Source organism: Goodfellowiella coeruleoviolacea (assembly GCF_024171785.1).
GTDB lineage: Bacteria > Actinomycetota > Actinomycetes > Mycobacteriales > Pseudonocardiaceae > Goodfellowiella > Goodfellowiella coeruleoviolacea.
In genome coordinates, this window is sequence record NZ_JAMTCK010000016.1 from 125,919 (window position 1) to 151,430 (window position 25,512).

The window sequence follows — 25,512 nt, forward strand, 5'->3', positions numbered from 1 at the left end:
CTCATCACCGCATGAGCCGGCCGGGGCGCAGCCGGAGATGACCGTCTGCGCCCGCCACCCGGACCGGCCCACCGGGCTGCGCTGCACCAGGTGTGGCCGGCCGGCCTGCCCGGAGTGCCTGCTGGAGGCGTCCGTCGGCCACCAGTGCGTCGACTGCGTGGCCGGCGCGCGGCGCACGGTGCGCCGGCCGGTGACCGTGGCCGGTGCGCCGCTGCGCGGTCGGCCACTGGTGGTGCCCGTGCTGATCGCGGTCAACGTGCTGCTCTACCTGGTGACCGCCATCCAGGCGAACAGCGCGGGCGACAACCAGCACGCGGAGCTGTTCCGGGACTGGACGCTGTGGCCGCCCGCGGTCACCGCCGGTGACTGGTGGCGGCTGCTGACCAGCGGGTTCCTGCACTTCGGTCCGATCCACCTGGCGCTGAACATGGTGTCGCTGTGGGTGCTGGGCCGGGACCTGGAGCTGGTGCTCGGCCGGCTCAGGTTCGTCGCGGTGTACGTGCTGTCGCTGATCGGCGGCAGCGCCGCGGTGTTCCTGTTCGGTGACCTGGGCCAGCAGGTGGCTGGCGCGTCGGGCGCGGTGTTCGGCCTGATGGGCGCGATGCTGGTCGCGGTGATCCGGCTCCGGCTCAACCCCGGCATGGCCCTGGGTGTGATCGCGCTGAACCTGGTGCTCAGCGTGAGCGTGCAGAACATCTCCCTGCTGGGCCACATCGGCGGGCTGGTCGTGGGCGCGCTGGCCATGGTCGGCATGGTCTACTCGCCGGCCAGGAACCGGACGGCCTGGCAGGCGGGCACGCTGGCGGTGCTGTTCGTGGCGCTGGTCGGGTTGGTGGTGTTCCGGGACGTCACGCTCGCCGAGACCATCGAGTGCCAACGGGTGCCCGAACTGGAGTGCTTCTACCGCTCGGGGAGCTGACCGCGACACACCGGGCCGGCGTACTGGCCCGGTGGACCGGAAGGGTCGGCCAGGAGGATCCTGCCCAGGAGGGTGCTGCCCAGGAGGGTGCGCTCAGCCGGCCGGCCGCAGACCGGCCAGCGCGTCCGCCACGTCCTCGGGGTCGGCGGCCAGGTCGAGCCGGCTGAGCACGACCAGCTCCTCGCCGCCGTTCTCCCCGCTCCCGTCCTGGTCCTGGACGTCCAGTTCCAGCATGGCGGACTGCCGGCCGAGTCGACGGGTGTGCACCACCCGGACGCTCACCCGATCCCAGCTCCAGTGCCGCGTCCTGGTCAGCCCGCGCACGGTCACGCCGGTCTCGTCCACGGCGAGCCGGGGCCGGGCCAGGGTGCCGTGCAGGGAGAGCAGGCCGGCGGCGAGCGCGGCCACGGCCAACAGCACCCGGCCGGGGGCGTCGCCGGCGAGGACGGCGAGCAGGATGGCACAGGCGGTGAACACCCAGCCGATCACCACCAGTGAGGCCGACGGGGACCAGGCTTGGGACGGACGCGGCGCTGTCACGCCATCGAGTCTGCCGCATTCGGCGGTGCCTGTGGACAACTGAGCCGCGCTACCGGCGCTTGTGCAAAATGGCGCAAAGTTATCCACAGGAGTTGTCCCCATTGGGGATGAGTTACACGCGTGTGGTTCGGTGACGCGCTGCTGAACTACGTGAACAACCGGTGGACACAACACGGCCCGGACGTGTGAGCACGCCCGGGCCGATCACTTCGGGTGACTGTGCGGGTCAGCGCCAGCGCATCGTCATCAACAGGCCGACGATCATCAGGGCGAACCCGACGGCGAAGTTCCATGCGCCGAGGTCCTTCATGATCGGTACGCTGGTGCCGGCGATGTAGTTGACCACGAGCCAGGCGAGGCCAAGCAGCATCATCGCCAGCATCACGGCGACGTAGATCGGGTGCGACGGTGCGGCTGCCTTCGCCTTCACCGGCGTACGGCGGTCGGTCGGCGGCGTGTAAACCGCCTTCTTGCGGACCTTGGACTTCGGCATGGGGCTGTCCTCGCCTGACGTCGAGCGCTCGGTTCGTGAGTGCCGCTACTTCACGACCCTCACCATTGGAACACGTTAACGTAGCGGAGAAGGTCAGCGAAGACTAAGTAGGCCCCAGGGCAGCGCCGGATCGACCCTGTCGTCGTCGCGGGGACGCCAGCAGGTCGAGGACGACAGCGCGGGAGGTTCTCTCGGTGAGTTACGACCCACCCCTGCCCGGCCGTGACACGCCGGACGGTCCGCCGCCACGCGGAGCCCGACCCTACGTGCAGTCCCTCGCGTCGACACCGCGCCCCCCGGCCCAGGCGCCGGCCGCCGGCCCGTCGGCTGACGCCACGCGCCGCACCGGCCAGCCGGCCGAGCACCGGGCGCCCGCCGGTCAGCTGCCCCAGGCCCCCCGGCCCCGCCCCAGGTCAACGCCCCCCACCGGGCCGTTCCCACCGGCCGGGGCACCCGGGCTCACCAGTGCCCGACCCGGCCCCACCCGCCAGGTGCCGCCGGCCGGCAACCCTAGGTCGCGGCAGCCCGGCCCGCAGCCCCCCACCGGGTCCAACCCGGCTGGCCAGGCGGCGGAGGCGCCGGCGGACCTGACCGTGCCGGTTCGGCGGCCGGGTGGCCTGCCCGGCGGCACGCCACCCATGCCGCCGCCTCCCCACGCCCGCCGCCACCAGGGCCGGCCCAACCCGGTTCCCGGTCCACCGCTTCCGGTGCGGACAACCGGCCGCCAGGCCGCGCCGGCGACCGCGCTGGCCGAGGCACCCACCCAGGTCATCCCCAAGCTGGTGGACAAACCAGCCGAGCCCGCCGCGACCGAGAACGCACTGGCCGACCTGGACACCGAAGTCGGCCTGCGCGCCGACCAGTCCGACACCGCCCAGTCCGACGCCGACCTGGCCGAGGCGGACGACACCGGGGGTCGATTGGCCCCGGCGGCGGACGGCCCGCTGCGCAAGAGCGTGCGGACGCTGGGCGAACTGCTGGTCACGGCCGGTCTGGTGATGCTGCTGTTCGTCGTCTACGAGGTCTACGTGACCGACTGGATGTCCGCGGGCAAGCAGGACGAGGCCACCAGCGCCCTGGACAACGAGTGGGCCACGGTCGACAACGACAACGGGCAGGAACGCACCGCCCACTACAACCTGGCCGACGGTCAGGGCTTCGCCAAGCTCTACATCCCCGGCTTCGGCACGGACTACCAGTTCACCATCGTCGAGGGCACCACGGACCGCGACCTGGAGATCGGCCCCGGCCACTACAAGGGCACCGCACTGCCGGGTGAACCGGGCAACTTCGCGGTGGCCGGCCACCGGGTGGGCAAGGGCTCGCCCTTCAACGACCTCGACATGCTCAACTCCTGTGACGCGGTGGTGATCGAGACGCGCTCGGACTGGTTCGTCTACCGGGTGCTGCCCAAGGCCGACGAGGAGGCGGACTGGGCGAGTGGCAAGGGCTCGACCGACCCGAGGTGCGCGCAGGTCAAGCCGCTCAAGGACGCGTCAGCCCCGAACGGCGGCCCCTACGCCCGAACCGTCGGGCAGGAGATCGTCAGCCCCAGCCAGGGCGAGGTGATCGAACCGGTGCCGTACTACTCCGGGCAGCTGCCCGCCGGCCAACAGGTGTCCCTGCTCACGCTGACCACCTGCCACCCCAGGTTCTCCAACCGGCAGCGGCTGATCATCCACGGAGTGCTGGTCAAGCAGTGGCAGAAGGACCCGGCCAAGCCGAACGAGTTGCCCCAGGAACTCAAGGAGCAGTGATGTACGAGTGGATCTGGCGGCATCTGCCTGGTCCGCTGGCCGTGCGGATCGCCGAGGCGGTGCTGCTGGTGCTCGGCGTGGTGGCCCTGCTGTTGTTCGTGGTGTTCCCCTGGGTTGAGCCCATGCTTCCGTTCAACGACGTGACCACCGAGTAGCCGCCGCGGCTGACGTGACCGGGCACACCGGTACTTCCCGAGTCGCCCGCGGGTGTGGCGCTGTTGGCCCGAGCCAGACGAGGGCTGGCTGGCATAAGCTGACGAGCATGCGCGTGCTCGTCGTCGACAACTACGACAGCTTCGTCTACAACCTCGTGCAGTACCTCGCCCAGTTGGGTGTGGACTGCGTGGTGCGCCGCAACGACGCCGTTCAGCTCACCGAGGTGGACGAGGCGGACGGTGTGCTGGTCAGCCCTGGACCGAGCACACCGGATCGGGCCGGGGCGAGCATGGACGTGATCCGGTACTGCGCTGACCGGCGCGTGCCAGTGCTGGGTGTGTGCCTGGGGCACCAGGCGATCGGCGCGGTGTGGGGCGGCACCGTGGATCTCGCGCCGGAACTGCTGCACGGCAAGACCAGCGTTGTGCACCACAACGGCGGCGGCGTCCTGGCCGGCCTGCCTCAGCCGTTCACCGCGACCCGGTACCACTCGCTGACCGTGCTGCCCGAGACCATCCCGGCGGAGTTCGAGGTCACCGGGCGCACCGAGAGTGGCGTGGTGATGGCCATGCGGCACCGCGAGCTGCCGGTCGAGGGAGTGCAGTTCCACCCCGAGTCGGTGCTGACCGAGGGCGGGCACCGGATTCTGGCCAACTGGCTGGCCACGTGCGGCTACCCGGTGCCGGAGGCAACGGTGCGCGCGCTGGAGGACGAGGTGAACCGGGTCGCCGCGGTTGCCCGCAGCTGACGTCCACCCCGCCCACGCCGTTGGTGCGGGCGGGAACGGCCCCCGGGTGGGCCGGACCGCTGGATGCGGGCGGTGGCCGGCGGGCCGTGCCGCGCTGGCCGGTGGGTTGCTTCGTGCGGTCTGCGCGTAGCACATCCAGCGTCGTGTCCGCACAGATTCACCTGTTCGAGGTGCCGGTTGTCCACAGCCGGCGTGGTTGTCCACAGGCCACGGCGACAGTGGTTCCCGCAGGTGGGGGCGTGGGTAGGCTGGACCTGGGGTCGCCCCCCTGGGAGGGCGGGGGCTTGTCTGGGGTGGAAAGCCGGTGAACACCAGGGTCTGGATGTGCTGACGGGGCTGGCAGTGCGGCACTGGGTGCCGGCTGCCAGCCCCGTCGGATCAGGCTGAGGTTATCGGGTGACGGTCAGCGGTTGCCGCCGCCGATGTTGGGCGGGCTGCTGCCGCCCGTCGGGTCGAACCTGCCCACCTCGATGGTGATCGTGTCGGTCTTGCTGATCGAACTGCCCGCCCTGGGCGTGTGCTCCTGGATCTTGCCGTTCTCCCGGACGTCGAGCACCGGCGTCTGCTGCACGTTGAAGCTGCCGGTCCAGCCCTTGCCCACCATCTCGCTCTGCGCCTGCTCCTCGGTCATCCCGGACAGGTCGGGCATCTCGAACTTGTTGCCCTTGGAGACCTGCAGCGTGACCTGGGTGCCCTTGGCGACCCTGCCGGCCTTCGGGGACTGGCCAACCACCTGGCCCTGCGGCTGGGTGCCGTCCACGTCCTGCCGCTGCACCGTGAACCCGGCCGCCTCCAACGACGACTTGGCGCTCTCGTAGGTCTGGCCGGTGTAGTCGTTCAACGTCACCTTCTCCTGGGCCTTGCCCAGGGTCACGGTGATCTCGATACCCGGATCGACCTTCTGGTTGGCCGGCGGCTGCGAGTCGATCACCTTGTCGATCAGGCTGGAGTCCTCGGTCTCCTCCTTGGTGGTGTTCGACGACATCTTCAGCCCGACCTCGGCCAGCTTGTTCTGGGCCTGGGTGATGGTCAGCCCCTTCAGGTCGGGCACGGCCACCTGGTCGGGGCTCCTGCCGACCTTGATCGTCACCGTCGAGCCCTTGTCCACCGACGTGCCCACGGCCGGGTCGACCTCGATGACGTTGCCGACCTGGTCGCTGGTGCACGGGGCCTTGCCGTCCGGGCCCGCCTGGCACGGCACCGGGGTGATCACCGGAGTCAGTCCCAGGGAGGACAGGTCACCGCGCGCCGCCGCCTCGGTCTTGCTGATCACGTTCGGCACGGTGACCTTGTTGTCCGCGTTGTTCTGCGGGTTGTTGTTGCTCAACAACCCGCTGGTGATCCAGGCGACCAGACCGAGCACCGCCAGACACAGCACCACGATCAACGCGATCGTCAGGTTCTTCTTGCGCTTGGCGCGGCGCTCGGCCTCGTCGTCATCGTCGGCGTCCAGGCCGACACCGGTCGAGGTCACCGCGCTGGGCCGGTGCCGCCCCGTCACCACCTCGGTGGGACGGGACTGGTTCATGATCGAGGTGCGGTCCTCCTCGGTCATCACCGCCGGCGCGGACGGACGCTGCCCGGACAACACCCGGACCAGGTCACCGCGCATCTCCGCGGCCGACTGGTAGCGGTTGGCCGCGCCCTTGGCCATCGCCTTGAGCACGATCGCGTCCAGCGCCGGGATCACGTTGGGGTTCAACGCCGACGGCGGCCGCGGCGCTTCTCGAACGTGCTGGTAGGCCACGGCCACCGGGGAGTCACCGGTGAACGGTGGCTCGCCGGTGAGCAGCTCGAACAGCACGCAACCGGCCGCGTACACGTCACTGCGGGCGTCGACCGCCTCACCCCGCGCCTGCTCGGGCGACAGGTACTGGGCGGTCCCTATTACCGCGGCCGTCTGGGTGACCGCCGCCTGCCCGTCGGCCACGGCGCGAGCGATGCCGAAGTCCATCACCTTGACCGCGCCGGTCTTGGTGATCATGATGTTCGCCGGCTTGACGTCGCGGTGCACGATGCCGTGCCGGTGGCTGAAGTCCAGGGCCGCGCACACGTCGGCCATGACCTCCATGGCCCGCTTGCCCGGCAGGGGCCCCTGCGACTTGACGATGTCGCGGAGTGTTCGCCCGTCCACGTACTCCATGACGATGTAGGGGAGCGGACCGTACTCGGTCTGCGTCTCACCCGTGTCGTACACGGCGACAATGGCCGGGTGGTTCAGCGCCGCCGCGTTCTGCGCCTCGCGCCGGAACCGTTCCTGGAACTGGGGATCGCGGGCGAGGTCGGCGCGCAGCACTTTCACCGCCACGTCCCTGCTGAGGCGGACGTCGCGGCCACCGTGGACCTCCGACATGCCGCCGTAACCGAGCGTGTCGCCCAGTTCGTAGCGGTTGGAGAGCAGTCGCGGAGTGCTCATGGGTGCGTCGTCCCGCTCCTAGTCAACGGTCGTCTGATTCTGCCTTTGTCTGCCGCAAGCCCCGGTTGTGCCTCATTCTGCCGTGCTGGCGCGGCCGGTTTGTTCATGCCCGCCCGCACCCCATCCGCACCACGTCGAACTTCTCGATCCTCGCCACGGAGCGGGGAACCGGAACAGCCGCCACACGAGACCCTCCGGTCGACACCCACTCAGCAACCGCGACACTGCGGTTGATACTCCCGAATCCGTGCGGCGTTGTCCCGGATTGGTCGGGAAAAGCGCCCTGGCCCGGAATCCCACCCGGAATCTGGTCCTGGTGGCCCGCGCCGGTGACACCACCCACCTGGTCGGTCCCCTCGGGCTCGACCGACCTGGTGTTCTGTCCGCCGGTGCGCCGCGGGGTGGCGTCCTGGTCCTCCGAGTCGACACCATGGTCCTCGCCCGGCACCACCTCGGATTCAGCGGGTTCCCGGGAACCCGACGTGCCGTGCCTCGGCTGTGCCGGACCGGTGCTGTCATCCCGCGGCGCGGCCATCCACGCGATGATGACACCCAGGACGATCACCACTCCCACCAGCACGGTGATCAGCACCCACAGGCCGGTCCGGCCGCGTTGCACCGGAACGTGGATCGGGGTGAACGTGCCGGTGGTGCTCAACGGCCCCGGCGGCGGTCCGGGCGGCGGGCCCTGCGGTGGTCCGGGAAGCGGACCGGGCTGTCCGACCGGCGCCGGCGGCAGCACCACCGGCTGCATGCCGGGAACCGACCCCGGATGGGTCAGCGGGTGCTGGCCGTGCGGACCGGCGAGCATCGGCGGCACGCCCGGCGCCTGCGGGTGGTGGCCAACCATGGCCAGGCCGGACGGGGTCGGCAGGGGCTGGCCGGCGCGCACCGCGGTGACCGCCGAGGCGAACTCGCCACCACTGCGGTAGCGGTGCCGGGGGTCCTTGACCAGCGTGGCCTCGATCAGCGCCCGCGCACCCGGCGGCACGTCCGGCGGCAGCGGCGGGGCGATGTCCCGGATGTGCATCATCGCCACGGTCACCGCGTTCTCCGACAGGAACGGCCGGTGCCCGGCCAGGCACTCGTAGCCGCACACCGCCAGCGAGTACACGTCACTGGCCGGCTCGGCCTCGTGACCGAGCGCCTGCTCCGGCGCGATGTAGTGCGCCGTGCCCATCACCATGCCCGACCGGGTCACCGGGGCGGCGTCGGCCGCCTTGGCGATGCCGAAGTCGGTCAGCTTCACCGCACCGGTCGGGGTCACCAGGATGTTGCCCGGCTTGACGTCCCGGTGCACCAGGCCGCGCTGGTGCGCGGCCTGCAACGCCACCCCGGCCTGCTCCAGGATGTCCAGGGTGCGGTCCGCGGGCAGCCGGCCCTCCCTGGCCAGGATCGCGGCCAGCGGCTCGCCCTCGACCAGCTCCATCACCAGGTAGGCGGTGTCCTGCGGGCCGTCGGGCACGGCCGCGGTCTCACCGTAGTCGTGCACCGCGGCGATGCCCGGGTGGTTCAGCGACGCGGTGGTCCGCGCCTCGATCCGGAACCGGTGCAGGAACTCGGCGTCCCCGCACAGCTCCGGCTTGAGCACCTTGACCGCGACGCGGCGGTCCAGCCGGGTGTCCGCGGCCTCCCACACCTCGCCCATGCCGCCGACAGCGATCCGCCGGGAAAGGCGGTACCGCTCGGCGAGCAACTGGCCGGATGTGAGCATCAGCTTCCCCCCAGCACCGCACCGATGACCGCGCGCCCGATCGGCGCCGCCACCGAGCCGCCAGTGGCCTCCAGCCCCCGGTCGCCCCCGTTCTCCACCAGGACGGCCACGGCCACCTCGGGCTTCTCCGCCGGAGCGAAGGCCACGTACCACGCGTGCGGGTTGGTGTTCTTCGGGTCGGTGCCGTGCTCGGCCGTACCGGTCTTGGAGGCGATGGTGACGCCCTGCAGCTTGCCGCCGCCACTGGTCCGCTGCTCCGAGGCGATCATCATGTCGCGCAGGGTGGCCGCGGTGGCCGGGGTGACCGCCTCGCCGACCTCCTCGGGATCGACCGTCTCCAGCTCCGACAGGTTGGGGCTGAGCACCTTGCTGACCAGGTGCGGCTGCATGCGCACGCCACCGTTGGCGATGGTCGCCGCCACCACCGCGTCCTGCAGCGGGGTCATCACCACGTCGCGCTGGCCGATGCCGCTCTGGTACAGCGCGGCCTTGTCCGGGATGTCACCCACCGACGACGGCTGCACGCGCAGCGGGATCTCCTGGCCCTGCTCGCCGAAACCGAACTTGGCCGCCTGCTCCTTGAGCTTGTCCGTGCCCAGGTCACCGGCCAGCTGGGCGAACGCCGTGTTGCACGAGCGGGCCAGCGCCTCCTGCAGCGATGCCGTCTGCCCGCTGCCGCACGTGGTGTGGTTGAAGTTCTCCAGCGTGGTGTTGGTGTTCGGCAGCTGGATCTCCGCCTGGGCGGGCAGCTGGGTGTCCTTGGTCGCCCCGTTCTCCAGCGCGGCGGCGGCCACCACCAGCTTGAACGTGGACCCGGGCGGGTAGATGTCCTGCACGGCCTTGTTGCGCAGCGGGTTGCCCTCGGCCTTGTCCAGTTCGGTGTAGGCGTTCTTCTGCGCTGCCTCGTCGTGCGTGGCCAACAGGTTCGGGTCGTAGGACGGGGTGTTGACCATGGCCAGAATCTCGCCCGTGTCCGGCTTGATCGCCACGACCGATCCGGTGAAGCCCTTCTCGGTCATCTGGTTGTAGGCGGTCTCCTGCGCGGCCGGGTTGATGGTCAGCTGCACGCTGCCGCCCTGCGGGTCGCGCCCGGTGATCACGTCGGACAGCCGGTTCACGATCAGCCGGTCGTCGTCACCGTTGAGGACGTCGTCCTCGATCCGCTCCATGCCGGCGGAGCCGTAGCTGGTCGAGTAGTAGCCGGTGACCGGCGAGTAGATCAGGCCCTTGGGGTAGGTGCGCAGGTAGCGCAGCCGGTCGTTGGTCTCCTGCACGCTGGCCAGTGGCTGGCCGTCAGCCGCGATGATCTGGCCGCGCTTGCGGCCGTACTGGTCCAGCAGCACCCGCTGGTTGGCGTCGTTGGTGCGGTACCGCTCAGCGGCGATGATCTGCACGTAGGTGGCGTTGGCCAGCAGCAGCAACACCATCACCATCATGGCCAGGCCGACCCGGCGCATCGGCGTGTTCATGAGGGCCGCTCCACCATGACCGTGCTCTGGTCGGCGATGGCCGGCTGGGGCGGGCGCTTGGGCTTGCTGGTCGGCTGGGGCCGCCGCGCCGCGTCCGAGATCCGCAGCAGCAGTGCGATCAGGATGTAGTTGGCCAGCAGGGAAGACCCTCCCTTGGACAGGAACGGCGCGGTCAGACCGGTCACCGGGATGAGTGTGGTGACGCCGCCGACCACGACGAACACCTGCAGGCAGACGGCGAAGGAGAGACCAGCGCCGAGCAGTTTGCCGAACGAGTCGCGCACGGCCAGCGCGCTGCGCAGGCCGCGCAGTGCCAGCAGGCCGTAGAGCAGCAGGATCGCGGCCAGTCCGACAAAGCCGAGTTCCTCACCGAGCGCGGCGGTGATGTAGTCGGTCTGCGCCTCGGGCACCAGGTCCGGCCGGCCGTTGCCAAGGCCGGTGCCGAACAGGCCGCCGGTGGCCAGGCCGAACAGCGCCTGCGCCACCTGGAGGCTCTTGTCGTAGACGTCGTGCAGCGGGTGCAGCCAGTTGGCCACCCGGATCTGCACGTGACTGAACAACTGGTAGGCGACCAGGCAGCCGCCCACGAACAGGGACAGGCCCAACACCACCCAGGCGGCCCGCTCGGTGGCGATGTAGAGCATCACCAGCACGATGCCGAAGAACAGCAGCGAGCTGCCCAGGTCCCGTTCCAGCACCAGCACGCCGATGGACACCAGCCAGGCCGCGATGATCGGGCCGAGGTCGCGAGCCCTGGGCAGGTCCATGCCGAGGAACCGGCGGCCGGCCGCGGTGAACAGGTCCCGCTTCGCCACCAGGAACGAGGCGAAGAAGATCATCAACATGATCTTGGCGAACTCACCCGGCTGGATGCTGGCGAAGCCGAACTGCAGCCAGATCTTGGCGCCGTTGACCGGTCGGGACAGCGGCGCGGGCAGGATGCCGGGCAGGGCCAGCGCGACCAGGCCGGCCAAGCCGAAGGTGTAGCCCAACTTGGCCAGCGTGCGGTGGTTCTTCACCACCAGCAGGATGGCCACGAACAGCACCAGGCCCAGCGCGGTCCACACCACCTGCTGCGGTGCCTCGGGCTCCCACACCGTCTTGCCCCTGCGCAGCGTGGACTCGATCTTGGCCAGGTCGATCCGGTGGATCATCACCAGGCCGAGCCCGTTGAGCAGGGCCGCGCACGGCAGGATCAGCGGGTCCGCGTACGGCGCCCAGCGGCGCACCGCCAGGTGGGCGGCGCCGAACAGCACCAGGAACGCCAGCCCGTAGTAGCCGACCTCCATGGTGATCGCCTGCTCCTGGTTGCCCTCGACCAGAACCAGTGAGAGCGTCACCATGAACGCGGCGAACGCCAACAACAACAGCTCGGTGTTGCGGCGCGTGGGTGGCTGCAGGTTGGGGGCGGTGGAGGTCGGGCCGCTCGCCCCGCCAGGGCTGCCTCCAGCCGTGGGAACAGGCGTGGTCACCTTACCGATCCTTCCGGCAGTTCACGCCCGGGCTCTGCGACGGGCGCGACACCGAGGTCAACTCCTGGCTCGGCGAGGACTGCGCGCTGGAGTCGGTGACCACACTCCCCGACGGGATGGAGAATCCGGCCGAGTTGGGCGCGCTGCTGACCGACGAGCTGGGCACACCGGCGCTGGACGTCGGCTGCACGCTGGACGACTGCTGGTCGCCGCTGGGCTGCCCGCTGACCGGCTGCTCGGACTGGGGCTCGGTGATGCACGGGGGGAGCAGCCGCTCGGTGCGCAGCTCGGCGATGGCCGCGCGCGCGCCAGCCAGGCCGTCCACGTCGGTGATGCCGGTCCGCACCGTCTCCCGGGCGGCGCCCTGCAGGTCGTCCAGGTAGATCGGCTCGCAGTTCTGCTCGCCGGCCGGACACGACCCCTCGACCTGGGTGTGCAGGCTGACCCCGAGGATGCTGCCGGTCACCCCCTGGAAGATGACGACCTGGCGCTCCTCGTTGGCCCCGACGAAATACTGGCGCATCACCCAGTACCGCACGGCGAACAGGGCTCCGCCCGCCAGTGCCAGCACCAGCACCAGCAGCAGCAGCGTCCGCAGTCGCCGGCGCCGTTTACGGCCCGGGTCGGGAGGGTCCACCGGGGTCTCGAACCGCTGCACCGGGGGACGCGGCGGCGCGGTGATGGCGCCGGCCCTGGCCGCGGCCGAGTCCGGGGGTGGCTGCTCCTCGCTGCCGTCGCCGGCCGCACCGCCCACGATGGGCGCGTCCTCGCCGTAGTCGACGTCGACGACGTCGGCGACGATGCAGGTCACGTTGTCCGGGCCGCCGCCGCGCAGCGCCAGCTCGATCATCCGGTCGGCGCAGGCCTGCGGGTCGGGGATCTGGATGGCCTCGCTCAGCGTCTCCAGGCTGACCACACCGGACAGGCCGTCGGAGCACAGCAGGTAGCGGTCGCCGGACCGGGCTTCGCGCACGGCGAGGCTGGGCTCCACCTCGTGGCCGGTCAGCGCCCGCAGCAGCAGCGAGCGCTGCGGGTGGTTCTCGGCCTCCTCCTGGGTGATCCGGCCCTCGTCGATCAGCGACTGGACGAACGTGTCGTCATGGGTGATCTGCGCGAACGTGCCGTTGCGCAGCAGATACGCCCGGGAGTCGCCGATGTGGACCAGGCCCAGCCGGCTGCCCGCGAACAGCACGGCGGTGAGCGTGGTGCCCATGCCGTCCAGCTCGGGGTCGCTGGCCACCAGCTCCGAGATGGCGCTGTTGCCGGAGAACACCGCCTCGCGCAACTGGCCGAGCAGGTCGTCGCCCGGTTCGTCGTCGTCGAGGTGGGCCAGTGCGGCGATGACAACTTTGCTGGCCACTTCACCCGCGGCATGGCCACCCATGCCGTCGGCGAGTGCGAGCAGGCGAGGGCCCGCGTACACGGAGTCCTGGTTGTTGGAGCGAACCAGGCCGCGATCACTGCGGGCTGCGTAGCGGAGGACGAGGGTCATGAGCGCAGCTCGATCACCGTTTTGCCGATGCGGATCGGGACGCCGAGCGGGACCCGGAGGGGTGCCGTGACCTTCGCCCGGTCTAGATAGGTGCCGTTCGTGGAGCCGAGATCCTCCACGTACCAGTCGGTTCCACGCAGCGACAACCGCGCGTGACGGGTGGACGCGTAGTCGTCGTCGAGTACCAGGGTCGAGTCGTCGGCCCGGCCGATCAGGATCGGCCGCCCCTCAAGGGAGATGCGCGTGCCGGCCAACGCCCCGTGGGTGACCACGAGTTGCCTGGCCGCCTTGCCCCTGCGGCCCTTCTCCTTGTCCCGGCGGAAGCCGGGAGCCGACACGCGAAGTCCCGAAGCGGCGTAGAGATCCGAACGAACCACTCGAAGCGCAGCCAGCACGAACAACCAGAGCAGGATCAGGAACCCCGCTCTGGTCAGCTGCATCACCAGCTCTGGCACTAGTTGTGAACGCTCCCGCCTGGAAGTGACGACTGCCGCTGCCTGCTCGACCGCTCAGCCCTGTGTCCGGAAGACCAGTGAAGAGTGGCCGATGCGGACGACGTCGCCGTCCGCGAGTTGCCAAGTCTGCACCGGTGTGCCGTTCACCGTAGTGCCGTTTGTCGAACCGAGATCAGCGAGCATCGCACTCTGCCCGTCCCAGGTGATCTCCAGGTGCCTCCTGGAAACCCCGGTGTCGGGCAGACGGAAGTCCGCGTCCTGGCCGCGCCCGACCACATTACCGCCCTGCTTGAGGGAGTATGTCCGGTTGGAGCCGTCGTCGAGCTGGAGGCTGGCCTGCCGGGGACCGCTCTGCATGCCCGGCGGGACGTAGTTGCCGCCGGACGGGTCCTGGTAGCCGCCGGGCTGGCCGTAGCCCTGCTGGCCGTAGCCCTGGTCGTAACCGGGCTGGGCGCCGCCGTAACCCTGCTGGCCGTAGCCCTGGTCGTAGCCGCCGGGCTGGGCGCCGTAGCCCTGGTCGTAGCCGCCGGGCTGGGCGCCGCCGTAACCCTGGTCATACCCGGGCTGGGCGCCGTAGCCCTGGTCGTAACCACCGGGCTGGCCACCGCCGTAGCCCTGGTCGTAACCGGGCTGGGCGCCGCCGTAACCCTGCTGGCCGTAGCCCTGGTCGTAGCCGCCAGGCTGGGCGCCGTAGCCCTGGTCGTAGCCGCCGGGCTGGCCGTAGCCCTGCTGCTGGCCGTAGCCCTGGTCGTTGCCGTACTGGCCTTGTCCGTAGCCGTGCTGCCCCTGCTGGGCGTACGGGTCGCCCTCGGGGTACTGGCCGTAGCCGGGAGGCTGGCTCATGGATCGGTCTCCTGCGGTGCGAGGTGGTGCTGACCGTCGGCGTACGTCGGGGTCGACGGACGAGCTGGTTCGGAATTGTCCCGTGTGCAGCGCGTCGGAGCGCTCCAGGGAGACTACGACGTCACCATAGGTGTCCCATCCGTGCTCAACGAGATGTTCCTCCACGCAGTCAGCCAAGAGCTGCGTGATGCGCTGTTCAGCCTGCTCGTCGCCGGCCAGCTGGGCGTGGTCGGCCGATCCGAGCAGCACCTTGTAGTGGTTGGGGGCGAGCAGCCGGCCGCCCGCCAGCTCGCGGATGTTGACGTCGCACTCCCGCTGCAGCGCCTGTGCTACCTCCTGGGGAACGACGCTGCCCCCGAACACCCGAGCGAAGGTGTTGCCGACGATGCCTTCGAGACGGCGCTCGAAGCGCTGCACGAGGCCCACGGTCACTACCTCCCACACGGACGACTTCTCGACCCGATCGTATCCGGGCCGACGAGACGTGACACGGGTCCGTTTTAACCCTGGGCGGAAGTCGTGCTACGCTTCTGCGCGTCACCTCAAAGGGCTAGTGCCCGAGAGGGCGAGTGGCGGAATGGCAGACGCGCACGGTTCAGGTCCGTGTGTCCGAAAGGACGTGAGGGTTCAACTCCCTCCTCGCCCACTTGGGGTCGGTTGTGAAATCAGCCGAACCCGAGTGACGAAAACGAGCTGAGGCTCAAACAGTGGGGCGGTCACCATCACGGTGGCCGCCCCACTGTTGTTGTCTCCAGGTGTTTCTGGTTCGTGAACTCACCCGTGCGCCGGAAGGTGTTGGCAAGGCCGGGGAGTTTTCCTGCTTCACCCTGTCGTGAACGATCTTTGCCCTGTTCAGGGACGGTAAGCCGGGAATGGCAGGGCATTGCGGCGGCGAGTTCGGTGCCGGCCGGCGACACCCCCGTTCTGCTGATGTGTCCGAAAGCACACCTGTTGTTTTCGGGGGTTCACCGCGGCCAGTTGGAAGGCCAGCAGGAAGGTCTGCCCGGCGATGCCCGGCAGTGGGCGCGGGCCGGCGCCTGCGACGTCGGCACCGTGGTCGGGGTTGTCGGGGTAGCCGTTGACGCCGTTGACGCCGTCGACGCTGCCCGGGCGTGCTCGGCGCCCGACCTGCGGCGGGATGGTGATGCTCTGCTGCTCACCCACGCTGGCAGCCCCACCGGGGCCCGAGATGGCTGGACGGTGGGTGCGGTGCTGTGCCGCATCGACTGCTTCTTCAGCGGACAGCGAACAGTCGGTGGCTGCCCCCGACCGGGACCGGCCGGGGGTCGAGGCCTGCGCGACGCGCGCGGGAACTCACGCTCAGCGCGGCTGCGGTCAAGACATACGTGGCCCGCATCTTCGCCGAACTGGCGCTGCGCGGCCGCGCCCAGATGCCCCCGCCGCCGCGACGACTGGCGGCGGGGACGCCGGACGGGGGCTAGACCAGGCTGGCCAGGAGGTCCGCGAAGGGTTGCGGCCGACTGAAGTAGCCGACGTGTGACGCGGCCAGGGTGTGCACCTCGAACGGGTTGTCCGGGGTCAGCTCGTCCGCTTTCCGGATCATGTAGTCCTGCACGGCCGGGGTGATGCTGCGGTCCTCGGACAGGCGGACGTAGGTGTGCGGAACGCGGCCCCATCGGTCGGCCCGGACCAGGGCCCCTGGCTCCAGCACCGAGTGGTTCTCATCCGGGTCCATCGCGTCCAGCAGCGCCCGGAACTGGTTGTCCGTGGCGTCGGCCATGATGGCGGTTTTCAGCTGGGCGAACAGGGCCGGGTCGGCGTGGGCGCTGCGCCAGTTCAGCCGGGCCACCGCGGGGTCGCGCACGTCCGGCACGGAAATCCGCGCCGCCGCCGCGTCCAGCAGGTTGTCGTCCACCACGTCCCACGGCTCGGTGAGCATGGCCGGGCTGCTGAGGCACAGCGCGGAGAGGTAGACGACGCGGTCCAGCAGGTCCGGCACGGCGTTGGCGACGGCGCTGATCGTCAGGCCACCGAGGCTGTTGCCGACCAGGACGACCGGCCCGTGTTCGGCGAGCCGGCGCACGGCGTTCACCACGTGCTCCACGTTGTCCCGCAACGTGACACCACGCATCGGGGAGGGAGCGGCGGCCAGCGCCACGAGGTCCTGGGGCTGCTGGTAGTAGGCGGCGGGGCTGTCGGCGCGGTCGCCGTGGCCGGGCAGGTCGACGGCGTGCGAACGGTGTCCGAGCAGGGCCAGCTCGTTCTGCAACGGGCCCCAGGCCCGCGAGTTGCTGGAACCGCCGTGAACGAAGACAAAAGTGGGGCGCGAGTTGACGCGCATGGTGAAGATCCTTGTCATCCGGAGGCGAGTGGCGGACGTGGACCCCGATGCCGGCGACGGCCGGCACCACGGTCAGAACGTCGACCGCGTGCGCGTGGCCTGCCAGTTGTGGATGACGGAACTCATGTCGATCAGCGTAGCAGCGCGTTTGCGTTGGGGGCGCCGACTTTCGGCGAGCCAGCTGGTGACCTCACCCACCCACGTGGCGTTGGCCGGTGGCGAGCGACGCGCGCGCACGCCACTGTCCACTTTGGTCACCGCGGTCGGTGACCGCCGCCGCCCCCCTGGTTGTTGTTCGCAGGCTCAGCAGCCACCGCGGGACACGGCGGTGCCGATCCGCACCGTGACCGGCCCGGTGCCGCAGCAGCCCCCACCGCTGGTGGCGGTGGCCTGCTCGGGCTGGTCGAACAGGCCGGCCCCGCCGCACACCCCGGTCTCGGGCAGCACCAACTCCACCCGGGCGGCGGCCTCGTCATCGCCGGCCAGCTTCGCGGCGATCGAGCGCACCTGCTCGTAGCCGGTCAGCGCCAGGAAGGTGGGGGCGCGGCCGTAGCTCTTCATCCCGGCCAGGTAGACGCCCTGTTCCGGGTGGGACAGCTCGGCGGCGCCGTGCGGGTAGACCGTGCCGCAGGAGTGGACGTTGGGGTCGATCAGCGGTGCGAGCGCGACCGGGGCCTGCAGTCGGTCGTCCAGGCCCAGGCGCAGTTCGGTGAGCATCGACAGGTCGGGGCGGAACCCGGTGAGCACCAGGACCTCGTCCACCGCCGCCAGGCGTCGGCCGGACTCGTCGACCAGCACCAGCCGGTCGTCGTCGCCGCGTTCCACGGCGGTGGTGCGGAAACCGGTGACGGCGGTGGCGTGTCCGGCCTCGACGGCGGCTTTGGCGCGCTGGCCCAACGCGCCCCGGGCGGGGAGTTGGTCGGCGGAGCCGCCGCCGAAGGTGTTCGCGGTCAGGCCGCGGCGCAGCACCCACACCGCGTGCGTGCCCTCGGCCTGGGCGGCGAGGTCGGCGAGTGCGGCCAGGGCGGTGAACGCCGAGGCACCGGAACCGACCACGGCCACCCGCCTGCCGGCGTAGCGGGCCCGGGTGTCCGGGTCGCGCAGGTCGGGGACCCGGTAGGTGATGCGGTCGGCGGCGGCGGTCTCGCCCAGGGCGGGCAGGCCGTCGGCGCCCAACGGGTTGGGCGTGGTCCAGGTTCCGGAGGCGTCGATGACGGCTCGGGCGGTCAGGCGTTGCTCCGCACCGTCAGGGGTGACCACGTGCAGGGTGAGGGGCTGGGTGTCGCGGCCGGAGTCGACCACGCGGTCGCGGCCGGCGCGGGCCACGCCGGTGACCCGGGTGTTCAGTCGCACCCGCGCGCCCAGGGCGGCCGCGAGGGGGTCGAGGTAGTGCTCGGCCCAGTCGGCCCCGGTGGGGTAGGTGGTCGGGTCGGGCGCACTCCAGCCGGTGGGGGCGAGCAGCTTCTCGGCGGCGGGGTCGACAAGTTCGGACCAGCGGGAGAACAGCCGCACGTGGCCCCACTCGCGCACCGCCGCCCCGGGGGTGGGGCCGGCTTCCAGCGCCAGGGGTTCCAGGCCCTGGTCGAGCAGGTGCGCGGCGGCGGCCAGGCCGACCGGGCCGGCGCCGATCACCGCGACGGGCAGGGGGTCGGTGGATGCGGTCATGACGGGCGTCCTCTCGCTGCGGTGCGGTGGTGCGGCAGCCCAGCCAGGGGAGCGGCACCACCAATACTTCGACGTTTGTCTATGTAGCGGCAGCTTGCTCGCTGTATCGACAGATGTCAACATAGATGCATGTCGAAGTCGCAGCCGGTGTCGCTTCCCCTGGCCGAGGAGCCGGTCGTCCCGTGCTGTCCGCCGCTGACCGCCGGCGAACTCTCGCCCGCTGACGCGGAGAAGGTGGCCGTGATGTTCAAGGCGCTGTCCGATCCGGTGCGGGTGCGCCTGTTCTCCAAGATCGCCTCGCACCCCGGCGGGGAGGCGTGCGTGTGCGACATCGCCGACGTCGGGGTCTCCCAGCCGACCGTCTCCCACCACCTGAAGAAGCTGCGCGACGCCGGTCTGCTCACCTCGCAGCGCCGCGGCACCTGGGTGTACTACCGGGTGGCGCCGTCGGTGGTCGCCGCGATGTCGGCCCTGCTCGCCCCGCGCCCCTGACCGGCGCGGCCGAGCCGGGCGCGCAGCCGGGGGTAGTGCTCGGCGATCTCCCGGGCCTTGGTCATGGCCTCGTGGAACTGCTCCTCGGCGGTGTGGTCCTGGTCGAGCCTGCGGGTGAGGGAGGCGGTCGCGGCGGTGCCGGTCGCGTTGCCGAGGACGTAGGTGAAGACGGCCGTGGCGGCCTGGTCGGCCTGGGCGGCGGTGAAACCGGGGGTCTCGTAGACGGCGAGGCTGTGGTCGTCGTGGCGGGCCTTGCTGTGGCCGTAGACGACGTAGCTGGCGAGGACCTGCACCAGCCAGGGGTGGCGGGTGAACATGCCGTGCAGGTCGGTGGCCGTGGTGGTGGCCGCGATCGCCGCCCGCAACCTCGCCGGCGCCGGGCTGGCCCAGCCGCTGACCTGGGTCTTCTCCTCGCTGGTCCTGCTGATGAACGTGGTGATCGTCTACAGCAACCGCACCGCGGTGCGCTCCGTGACCGCCGCGTTCCAGCGCAAGGGCGACCCGGAACTCGCGCGCGTCCAGGTCGCGCCCTTCCTCAGGGCCGCGGAGAACGCCTTTCCCCGCTGGGTTCGGGCCCAGGCGCACATCCGCAACACCGTGGTCTTCGCCGGTTCGGCCATCGCCCTGCTCGCCGTCTCGCTCGGCTGACCAGGGTGGGCCGCCCGGGCCGGGGCTACCGCAGCTCGGCGAGGAGGTCGTCGAGGACCGTGGTGAGCGCCGCGGCGTTGGCCGCGTCGAACCAGGTGGTGCGGACGCGCTCGTTGCTCCCGCCCGGGGTCTCGTGGTCGGCCGCGAGTTGGCGCAGGGAGCGGGTCTGGTCGTGCAGGGCGCGGCCGACGCCCTGGAAGAGGTCGCGGACGTAGCGCTCGGCGTCGTCGGCGGCGATGCCGTGGTCGGCGGCCCACGCGGTGAGCGCGGCCAGGTACGCGTAGTGGGTGGTCAGCGTCCCCGTCAGCGCGGAGAAGACGGTGAAGGCGGCCTCGTCCGCGACGGGGAGCACGCCACCCAACCGCTCGAAGAGCGAGTTCACCTCCGGGTGCGCCGGGTGCACCACCGTGACGCAGCGGCGTTCCCGAATGGCGGGCAGGGGGATGGCCCGGACCAGCGGGGCGTCGGTGCCGAGCGTCCGCCGCAGGTCGTCGTGGCCGACCCCGGCCATCACGTTGACCACGATCCGGTCGCCGGGCACCCGCAGGCCGGCCAGGGCCTCGTGCCGGTCGGGCCGGCGCACGGCGATGATCACCAGCTCGGCGCGGTCCACCACCTCCTGGTTGCTGGCGCACACCCGCACGCCCGCGTGGTGCTCGGCCAGCTCGGCGGCGGTGCGGGCGCCCCGGGGGGAGAGGAAGACCTCGGTCGAGGTGTCGCCCCCGTGCCGCAGGCCCAGCACGATGGCCCGGCCGATCTCGCCCACTCCGATGATGCCGATGCGTCTCACCGTGTTCTCCTCACCGTGCGGCCTGGTAGGGGGTTCTCCGCGGCGCGGCGGGCGGTCAGGTCCTCGGCCGTTCTCGCCGACCGGTCCGGCTCCGGTGCTCACCGCGCAGCAGGCGCGTGTCCATTATGCACGCGGTGCGTGCAACACCAAGTGCAAATCCGTTTCCCGGGGTGGGGAGACCAGTCCGCCGTCAGGTGTCGCCATCCGGTGGGGGCTCGGTGAAGGCGCCGGCGGCCGCGGCGATGGCGGCCGTGCGGGCCGCCTGCTCGGGCAGGTCCGGGTCGGGTGGCGTGCGGAGCAGCACCAGCTGGTGGTACACGGGCGCGGTGGCGGCGATGAGCAGGCGCCGCGCGTTGGTGTGCGGCGGGAGTTCGCCGCGCTGGACGGCCCGGGTGACCACGCGCTCGCAGCGGGCGTACCGGTCCTCCCAGAGTCGCCGCTGGGCGTGTTCGGCCTGTTCGGAGCGGAACGAGGCGGCGATCAGGGCCGCCACGATCGGCGGCTGCGCGGTCAGCGCGTCCCGGATCTCGCGGTTGAGCGCGGCCAGGTCCGCTTGCAGGGAACCGGTGTCCGGGGGCTGCCAGGCGTCGTCGCCGGCCGCGTCCAGGACGTCGGCGAGCAGGCCGCCGACGTCCCCCCAACGCCGGTACACCGTGGCGCGGTGCACGCCGGCGCGGGCGGCGACGGCTTCCACGGTGAGCCCGTCATAACCGCGCTCGGCGAGTTCCGCGAGGACCGCGTCGAGCACCTGCCGGCGGATGCGAGCGGTGCGGCCGCCGGGGCGGCGCTGGGGTGGTGGCATGGGGGTGGGTGCCCTCCGGTCGCGGTGCTGGGGAAGTCATCGCTGGTAAGGGGGTTGCTCAGGGGGCAACGGCATGGCAGGATCTTAATGCATCAGTTGTCGCACTAATGGGGTCACCAATGTTCTTCCAAAGCCTTCGCCCGGCAGCCGGACAGCCCGTGCCGGCTGTCCCGTCCTCGAATGCTTTGGAGTGCACGCATGCCCACCCAGATCACCGCGCTCGCGGTCAGCAAGTCCTACAACGGCAGGCTCGTCCTTGACTCGGTGACCTGCGCGCTCGCCGCGGGTGAGCGCACCGGGATCGTCGGTGAGAACGGATCGGGCAAGACCACCCTGCTGCGCCTGCTCGCCGGGCGGGAACAACCCGACCAGGGCAGGATCGTCGTCCAGGCCGACGGCGGCGTCGGCTACCTCGCCCAGGACGGGCGGCTGCCGCTGGACGCGACCGTCCAGCAGGTCATCGACCAGGCGCTGAGCGATCTGCGTGCGGTCGAGGAGCGGATGCGCCGCCTGGAGGCGGCGATGGCCGAGGGCACCGAGTCGGCTCTGGCCGAGTACGGCGAGCTGACCGCGATCTTCGAGCTGCGCGGCGGCTACGACGCCGACGCCCGGGTGGAGCGGGCCCTGCACGGACTCGGTCTGGGGCTGGTCGGCCGCGCCCGCACCGTGGGCGGTCTCTCCGGTGGCGAGCGGGTCAGGCTGCGGCTGGCGGCCGTGCTGGCGGCGGCACCCGAGGTCCTGCTGCTGGACGAGCCGACCAACCACCTCGACGAGAGCGCCCTGGTCTGGCTGGAGGAACACCTGCGCGCCCGGCGGGGCACCACCGTGGTGGTCTCCCACGACCGGGCCTTCCTCGAACGCGTCACCACCAGCCTGCTGGAGGTGGACGCCGACCGGCACGGCGTCGTCCGGTACGGCAACGGCTACGCCGGCTACCTCGCCGAGAAGGCGGCCGCCCGGCAGCGCTGGGCCCAGGCGCACGAGCAGTGGCGCGCCGACGTCGACCGGCTCCGCGAGGCCGCCGCGACCACGGCCCGCCAGGTCGCGCCGGGGCGTCCGATGCGGGACGGCAACAAGATGGCCTACGACCGGGCGGGCGGCCGGGTGCAGCAGTCGGTGGCCAGCCGGGTGCGCAACGCCGAGGAACGGCTGCGCCGCCTGCTGGCCGACCCGGTCCCGCCACCGCCGCAGCCGCTGCGCTTCACCCCCGTGCTGCGGGCCCGGCCCATGCGGGGCGTGGTGCTCGACGCCGCCGACGTCGCCGTCACGGACCGGCTCGCCAGCACCAGCCTCACCGTCACGGCGGGCGAGCGCCTGCTGGTGACGGGGCCGAACGGAACGGGCAAGAGCACCCTGCTGCGCGTGCTGGCCGGCGAACTCGTGCCCGACAGCGGGAGCGTCACCCGCCGCGGCCGGATCGCCTACCTGCCGCAGGAACCGCACGTCGGGGACCCGGGCGAGCCGCTGCTGGCCGCCTTCGCCCGCGGTCGGGCCGGTGCGCGCGCCGAGCACGCCGACCGGCTGCTGGCCCTCGGCCTGTTCGACCCCGAGCAGTTCTCGGTGCCGGTCGGCCGGCTGTCCACCGGGCAGCGGCAGCGGCTCGCCCTGGCGCGCCTGCTCAGCGAGCCGGCCGAGGTCCTGCTGCTCGACGAGCCCACCAACCACCTCTCGCCCGCCCTGGTCGAGGAGCTGGAAGCCGCCCTGGCGGACCACACCGGCACCCTCGTCGTCGTCAGCCACGACCGCCGGCTGCGTCAGCGCTGGCAGGGCGCGCAGTTGGCGATGCGGCCGGCGGCGCCGCGCGTCGCCACCGCCTGACACACCCCCACACCCGCGCACACCCCTCACCGAAAGAATGGAGACAGGCATGCCACCTGTGCCCGCCGACCCCACCGCACTGCACCCGATGCCGGGGCAGCCGCGCGTGGTGCTGCTGAAACCACTGGTCACCTCTTCGCTGATCGAGGTGGGGGAGTTCACCTACTACGACGACCCGGATGACCCGACCGCGTTCGAGACCCGCAACGTGCTGTACCACTACGGGCCGGAGAAGCTGGTCATCGGGAAGTTCTGCGCGCTGGGCGAAGGCGTGCGGTTCATCATGAACGGCGCCAACCACCGCATGGACGGGCCGTCGACGTTCCCCTTCCCGATCATGGGCGGTTCCTGGGCCGAGCACTTCGACCTGATCACCGGCCTGCCCGGGCGGGGCGACACCGTGGTGGGCCACGACGTCTGGTTCGGCTACCGGTCCACGGTGATGCCCGGCGTCCGCATCGGCCACGGCGCGATCATCGCCTCCGGGTCCGTTGTCGTCGACGACGTCCCCGACTACGGCATCGTCGGCGGCAACCCGGCCAGGCTGATCCGCCGCCGCCACAGCGACGCGGACATCGCCCGCCTGCTCGACCTGGCCTGGTGGGACTGGCCGCTCCAGCACATCACCGAACACGTTCGCACGATCATGTCCGGCAGCGTCGACGACCTGGCGGCGGCCGCGGCCGCGCTGCCACCCCGGTGACCCGGCCGCGGCCCCGCACCGGTCACCCACGCCCGCGTTCCCGCACCACACCACCCCCAACCACCCGCGAATCGAGTCATCAGCATGCCTGCTCCCACCACGCACACCCCGTTCGCCGGCTGGCTCCGCGACCACGCCGTCCCGCTCACCCACCTCGACCCGGCGGCGCCGCTGGACGACCTGGAGCCGCTGGGCGACATCATCGGCGGCGCGCGCGTCGTCGCGGTCGGCGAGCACTCCCACTTCATCAGCGAGTTCAGCCTGCTGCGCCAACGCGTCCTGCGGTTCCTGGTCGAGCGCTGCGGGTTCACCGTCCTGGCCTTCGAGTACGGCTTCAGCGAGGGCTTCCCCCTCGACGCCTGGGTGCGGGGCGAGGGCGCGGACGACGACCTGTCCGCGCACCTGGCCTCGGCGGTCCCGGTGGGGCTTGAGGAGCCACTGCGCTGGGTCCGCCAGCACAACCGCACGGCCGCGCGACCGGTGCGCTTCGCCGGCGTCGACATCCCGGCGGCCGGCGGGTCCCTGCTGCCCTCGCTGGCCCCGGTCGCCGACTACCTGCGCGAGGTCGATCCGGACACCCTGCCGGCGGTCGAGGCGGCGACGCGGATCGCCGCGTCGTTCGCCGGCCACTCCGGGGCCGTGGCCGCACCCGCGTGGGCGCGCCTGGACACCGCGGAACAGGACGCGCTCAGCGCGGGCCTGGCGCGCCTGCTCATCCGGTTCCGCGCCCTCGAAGGGCACTACGTGTCCCGCAGTGACCAGCACAGCTATGACATCGCCCTGCGCCGCCTGGAGGGTGCCTGCCACGCCGACTACGCCTTCCGGGCCATGGCCGGCCTGTTCGCCGGAACCGGCCTGACCGCCGACACCTCCGCCCGCGACAGCTACATGGCCGGGTCGGTGCGCTGGCACCTGGAGCGCTTCGACCCAGGCACCCGCGTGGTGCTGGTGGCCCACAACGCCCACATCCAGAAGACGTCGATCGCCTTCAACGGCCAGCTCACCGGGTTCCCGATGGGGCAGTACCTGCACCGCTCGCTCGGCGACGACTACTTCGCCCTCGCCCTGACGAGCACCACCGGGCACACCGCGGAGATGCGCCGCGACGAGACAACGCCCTTCGGCTTCACCATCGACAACACCCCGCTGGGCCCGCCGGAACCCGGAAGCGTCGAGGCCGCCTTCGCCGCCGCCGGGCTCGGCACCGGCCTCGCCGACCTGCGCCGGGCGCGCCGCGAGGCCACCGGTGCCGCCCCCGGCCCGGACCGCGTCCGCCTGCAGAGCACCTACGTGCACACCCCCGTCCTCGACGCGTTCGACGGTGTCATCAACACGCCGACCGCCACCGCCGTCGACGACCTGCACATCTGAACCGGCCCACCCCGACCGGCCCCGGCCGACCACAGCGACGAGCGGACGAACACCCCATGACCTTCACCCAAGCCGAACTCGACTACCTGGCCACCCAGCACATCGGGCGGCTGGCCACCGTCGCACCCGACGGGCAGGTGCAGAACAACCCGACGAACTTCTTCGTCGACGCCGACACCGGCACGATCGTCATCGGCGGGGGCGCGCTGGGCCGGTCGAAGAAGTTCCGCAACGTCCAGCGGGGCAGCACGGTCGCGTTCGTCGTGGACGACCTGGCGACGGTCGACCCGTGGGCGCCCCGGGGCATCGAGATCCGGGGCCGGGCGGTGGCGCTGACCGACCAGGAGCCACCCGTGCCCGGCATGTCCCGGGAGGTCATCCGGATCACCCCCACCAGGATCGTCTCGTGGGGACTGGACGGGCCGCGCGCGAGCCGCGCGGTGTGAC

25 protein-coding genes and 1 tRNA gene are annotated in these 25,512 nt (G+C 71.4%); 11 read left to right on the forward strand and 15 right to left on the reverse strand.

The window, feature by feature from the left end; all coding sequences use genetic code 11:
- The first annotated feature begins 37 nt into the window (after positions 1-37).
- Positions 38-919 (forward strand): rhomboid family intramembrane serine protease, encoded by an 882-nt coding sequence (locus LX83_RS29710; RefSeq protein WP_253777314.1) that lies wholly within the window; start codon positions 38-40, stop codon positions 917-919.
- A gap of 93 nt (positions 920-1,012) precedes the next feature.
- On the opposite strand, the gene LX83_RS29715 is transcribed toward LX83_RS29710, so the two are convergent.
- A complete protein-coding gene (locus tag LX83_RS29715) occupies positions 1,013-1,459 on the reverse strand; it encodes a PH domain-containing protein (RefSeq protein ID WP_253777316.1) in 447 nt (148 codons plus the stop codon).
- A gap of 226 nt (positions 1,460-1,685) precedes the next feature.
- Entirely contained in the window at positions 1,686-1,952 is a 267-nt protein-coding gene (gene crgA, locus LX83_RS29720; protein WP_253777317.1) for a cell division protein CrgA, read from the reverse strand.
- A 707-nt stretch (positions 1,953-2,659) separates the two neighbouring features.
- Between crgA and LX83_RS29725 the strand changes: the two genes are divergently transcribed.
- From LX83_RS29725 to LX83_RS29735, 3 genes are all read left to right on the forward strand, one after another.
- A complete protein-coding gene (locus tag LX83_RS29725) occupies positions 2,660-3,709 on the forward strand; it encodes a class E sortase (protein WP_407649694.1) in 1,050 nt (349 codons plus the stop codon).
- Entirely contained in the window at positions 3,709-3,864 is a 156-nt protein-coding gene (locus tag LX83_RS29730) for a hypothetical protein (RefSeq protein WP_253777318.1), read from the forward strand. The genes LX83_RS29725 and LX83_RS29730 overlap by 1 nt, the downstream gene beginning before the upstream one ends.
- Positions 3,865-3,971: 107 nt before the next feature.
- Entirely contained in the window at positions 3,972-4,613 is a 642-nt protein-coding gene (locus tag LX83_RS29735; RefSeq protein WP_253777319.1) for an aminodeoxychorismate/anthranilate synthase component II, read from the forward strand.
- A 403-nt stretch (positions 4,614-5,016) separates the two neighbouring features.
- Here the strand turns inward: LX83_RS29735 and pknB are convergent, their stop codons facing one another.
- From pknB to LX83_RS38100, 7 genes are all read right to left on the reverse strand, one after another.
- Positions 5,017-7,029 carry a Stk1 family PASTA domain-containing Ser/Thr kinase gene (gene pknB / locus LX83_RS29740; RefSeq protein ID WP_253777320.1) on the reverse strand — a complete coding sequence of 671 codons (2,013 nt, stop codon included), beginning with the start codon at positions 7,027-7,029 and terminating at the stop codon, positions 5,017-5,019.
- 103 nt (positions 7,030-7,132) lie between these two features.
- A complete protein-coding gene (locus LX83_RS29745; protein ID WP_253777321.1) occupies positions 7,133-8,743 on the reverse strand; it encodes a serine/threonine-protein kinase in 1,611 nt (536 codons plus the stop codon).
- Positions 8,743-10,212 (reverse strand): peptidoglycan D,D-transpeptidase FtsI family protein, encoded by a 1,470-nt coding sequence (locus tag LX83_RS29750; protein ID WP_253777322.1) that lies wholly within the window; start codon positions 10,210-10,212, stop codon positions 8,743-8,745. The genes LX83_RS29745 and LX83_RS29750 overlap by 1 nt, the downstream gene beginning before the upstream one ends.
- Positions 10,209-11,684, reverse strand: a complete 1,476-nt coding sequence (locus LX83_RS29755) for an FtsW/RodA/SpoVE family cell cycle protein (protein ID WP_308204075.1) — start codon at positions 11,682-11,684, stop codon at positions 10,209-10,211. Before LX83_RS29755 ends, LX83_RS29750 begins: the two co-directional genes overlap by 4 nt.
- Position 11,685: 1 nt before the next feature.
- Positions 11,686-13,176 carry a PP2C family protein-serine/threonine phosphatase gene (locus LX83_RS29760; RefSeq protein ID WP_253777324.1) on the reverse strand — a complete coding sequence of 497 codons (1,491 nt, stop codon included), beginning with the start codon at positions 13,174-13,176 and terminating at the stop codon, positions 11,686-11,688.
- Positions 13,173-13,631: an FHA domain-containing protein FhaB/FipA gene (locus tag LX83_RS29765; protein ID WP_253777326.1), complete on the reverse strand. Its 459-nt coding sequence runs from the start codon at positions 13,629-13,631 to the stop codon at positions 13,173-13,175. Before LX83_RS29765 ends, LX83_RS29760 begins: the two co-directional genes overlap by 4 nt.
- A gap of 54 nt (positions 13,632-13,685) precedes the next feature.
- On the reverse strand, positions 13,686-14,900 hold the full coding sequence (locus LX83_RS38100; RefSeq protein WP_308204076.1) for a DUF3662 and FHA domain-containing protein: 1,215 nt from the start codon (positions 14,898-14,900) through the stop codon (positions 13,686-13,688).
- Between the two features lie 137 nt (positions 14,901-15,037).
- On the opposite strand from LX83_RS38100, the gene LX83_RS29780 reads away from it, so the two are divergent.
- Positions 15,038-15,120 (forward strand) — tRNA-Leu (locus LX83_RS29780).
- Between the two features lie 206 nt (positions 15,121-15,326).
- Here LX83_RS29780 and LX83_RS29785 read toward each other — a convergent pair.
- From LX83_RS29785 to LX83_RS29795, 3 genes are all read right to left on the reverse strand, one after another.
- Positions 15,327-15,638, reverse strand: a complete 312-nt coding sequence (locus LX83_RS29785) for a hypothetical protein (RefSeq protein ID WP_253777328.1) — start codon at positions 15,636-15,638, stop codon at positions 15,327-15,329.
- A 274-nt stretch (positions 15,639-15,912) separates the two neighbouring features.
- Positions 15,913-16,776 (reverse strand): alpha/beta hydrolase, encoded by an 864-nt coding sequence (locus LX83_RS29790; RefSeq protein ID WP_253777330.1) that lies wholly within the window; start codon positions 16,774-16,776, stop codon positions 15,913-15,915.
- A 303-nt stretch (positions 16,777-17,079) separates the two neighbouring features.
- The gene (locus LX83_RS29795) at positions 17,080-18,441 is read right to left on the reverse strand and encodes an NAD(P)-binding domain-containing protein (protein ID WP_253777332.1); all 1,362 of its coding nucleotides are present in this window, start codon (positions 18,439-18,441) and stop codon (positions 17,080-17,082) included.
- 129 nt (positions 18,442-18,570) lie between these two features.
- On the opposite strand from LX83_RS29795, the gene LX83_RS29800 reads away from it, so the two are divergent.
- Positions 18,571-18,933, forward strand: coding sequence for an ArsR/SmtB family transcription factor (locus LX83_RS29800; RefSeq protein ID WP_253777334.1), 363 nt, complete (start codon positions 18,571-18,573; stop codon positions 18,931-18,933).
- Here LX83_RS29800 and LX83_RS29805 read toward each other — a convergent pair.
- Positions 18,873-19,250, reverse strand: a complete 378-nt coding sequence (locus LX83_RS29805; protein WP_253777336.1) for a TetR/AcrR family transcriptional regulator C-terminal domain-containing protein — start codon at positions 19,248-19,250, stop codon at positions 18,873-18,875. The two genes, LX83_RS29800 and LX83_RS29805, sit on opposite strands and share 61 nt — an antisense overlap.
- Here LX83_RS29805 and LX83_RS29810 point away from each other — a divergent pair.
- Positions 19,249-19,581 (forward strand): hypothetical protein, encoded by a 333-nt coding sequence (locus LX83_RS29810; RefSeq protein ID WP_253777338.1) that lies wholly within the window; start codon positions 19,249-19,251, stop codon positions 19,579-19,581. The two genes, LX83_RS29805 and LX83_RS29810, sit on opposite strands and share 2 nt — an antisense overlap.
- A gap of 25 nt (positions 19,582-19,606) precedes the next feature.
- On the opposite strand, the gene LX83_RS29815 is transcribed toward LX83_RS29810, so the two are convergent.
- Both LX83_RS29815 and LX83_RS29820 read right to left on the reverse strand, forming a co-directional pair.
- Positions 19,607-20,371: an NAD(P)-binding domain-containing protein gene (locus LX83_RS29815; RefSeq protein WP_253777339.1), complete on the reverse strand. Its 765-nt coding sequence runs from the start codon at positions 20,369-20,371 to the stop codon at positions 19,607-19,609.
- A gap of 190 nt (positions 20,372-20,561) precedes the next feature.
- On the reverse strand, positions 20,562-21,173 hold the full coding sequence (locus LX83_RS29820) for a TetR/AcrR family transcriptional regulator (RefSeq protein ID WP_253777341.1): 612 nt from the start codon (positions 21,171-21,173) through the stop codon (positions 20,562-20,564).
- A 198-nt stretch (positions 21,174-21,371) separates the two neighbouring features.
- On the opposite strand from LX83_RS29820, the gene abc-f reads away from it, so the two are divergent.
- The 4 genes from abc-f to LX83_RS29840 all read left to right on the forward strand — a co-directional run bounded on the left by abc-f (position 21,372) and on the right by LX83_RS29840 (position 25,511).
- Positions 21,372-22,991: a ribosomal protection-like ABC-F family protein gene (gene abc-f, locus LX83_RS29825; RefSeq protein WP_253777344.1), complete on the forward strand. Its 1,620-nt coding sequence runs from the start codon at positions 21,372-21,374 to the stop codon at positions 22,989-22,991.
- Between the two features lie 49 nt (positions 22,992-23,040).
- Entirely contained in the window at positions 23,041-23,694 is a 654-nt protein-coding gene (locus tag LX83_RS29830; RefSeq protein WP_301329129.1) for a CatB-related O-acetyltransferase, read from the forward strand.
- An 84-nt stretch (positions 23,695-23,778) separates the two neighbouring features.
- The gene (locus LX83_RS29835) at positions 23,779-25,065 is read left to right on the forward strand and encodes an erythromycin esterase family protein (protein WP_253777346.1); all 1,287 of its coding nucleotides are present in this window, start codon (positions 23,779-23,781) and stop codon (positions 25,063-25,065) included.
- 56 nt (positions 25,066-25,121) lie between these two features.
- A complete protein-coding gene (locus LX83_RS29840; protein WP_253777348.1) occupies positions 25,122-25,511 on the forward strand; it encodes a PPOX class F420-dependent oxidoreductase in 390 nt (129 codons plus the stop codon).
- The last annotated feature ends 1 nt before the right edge of the window (position 25,512 follow it).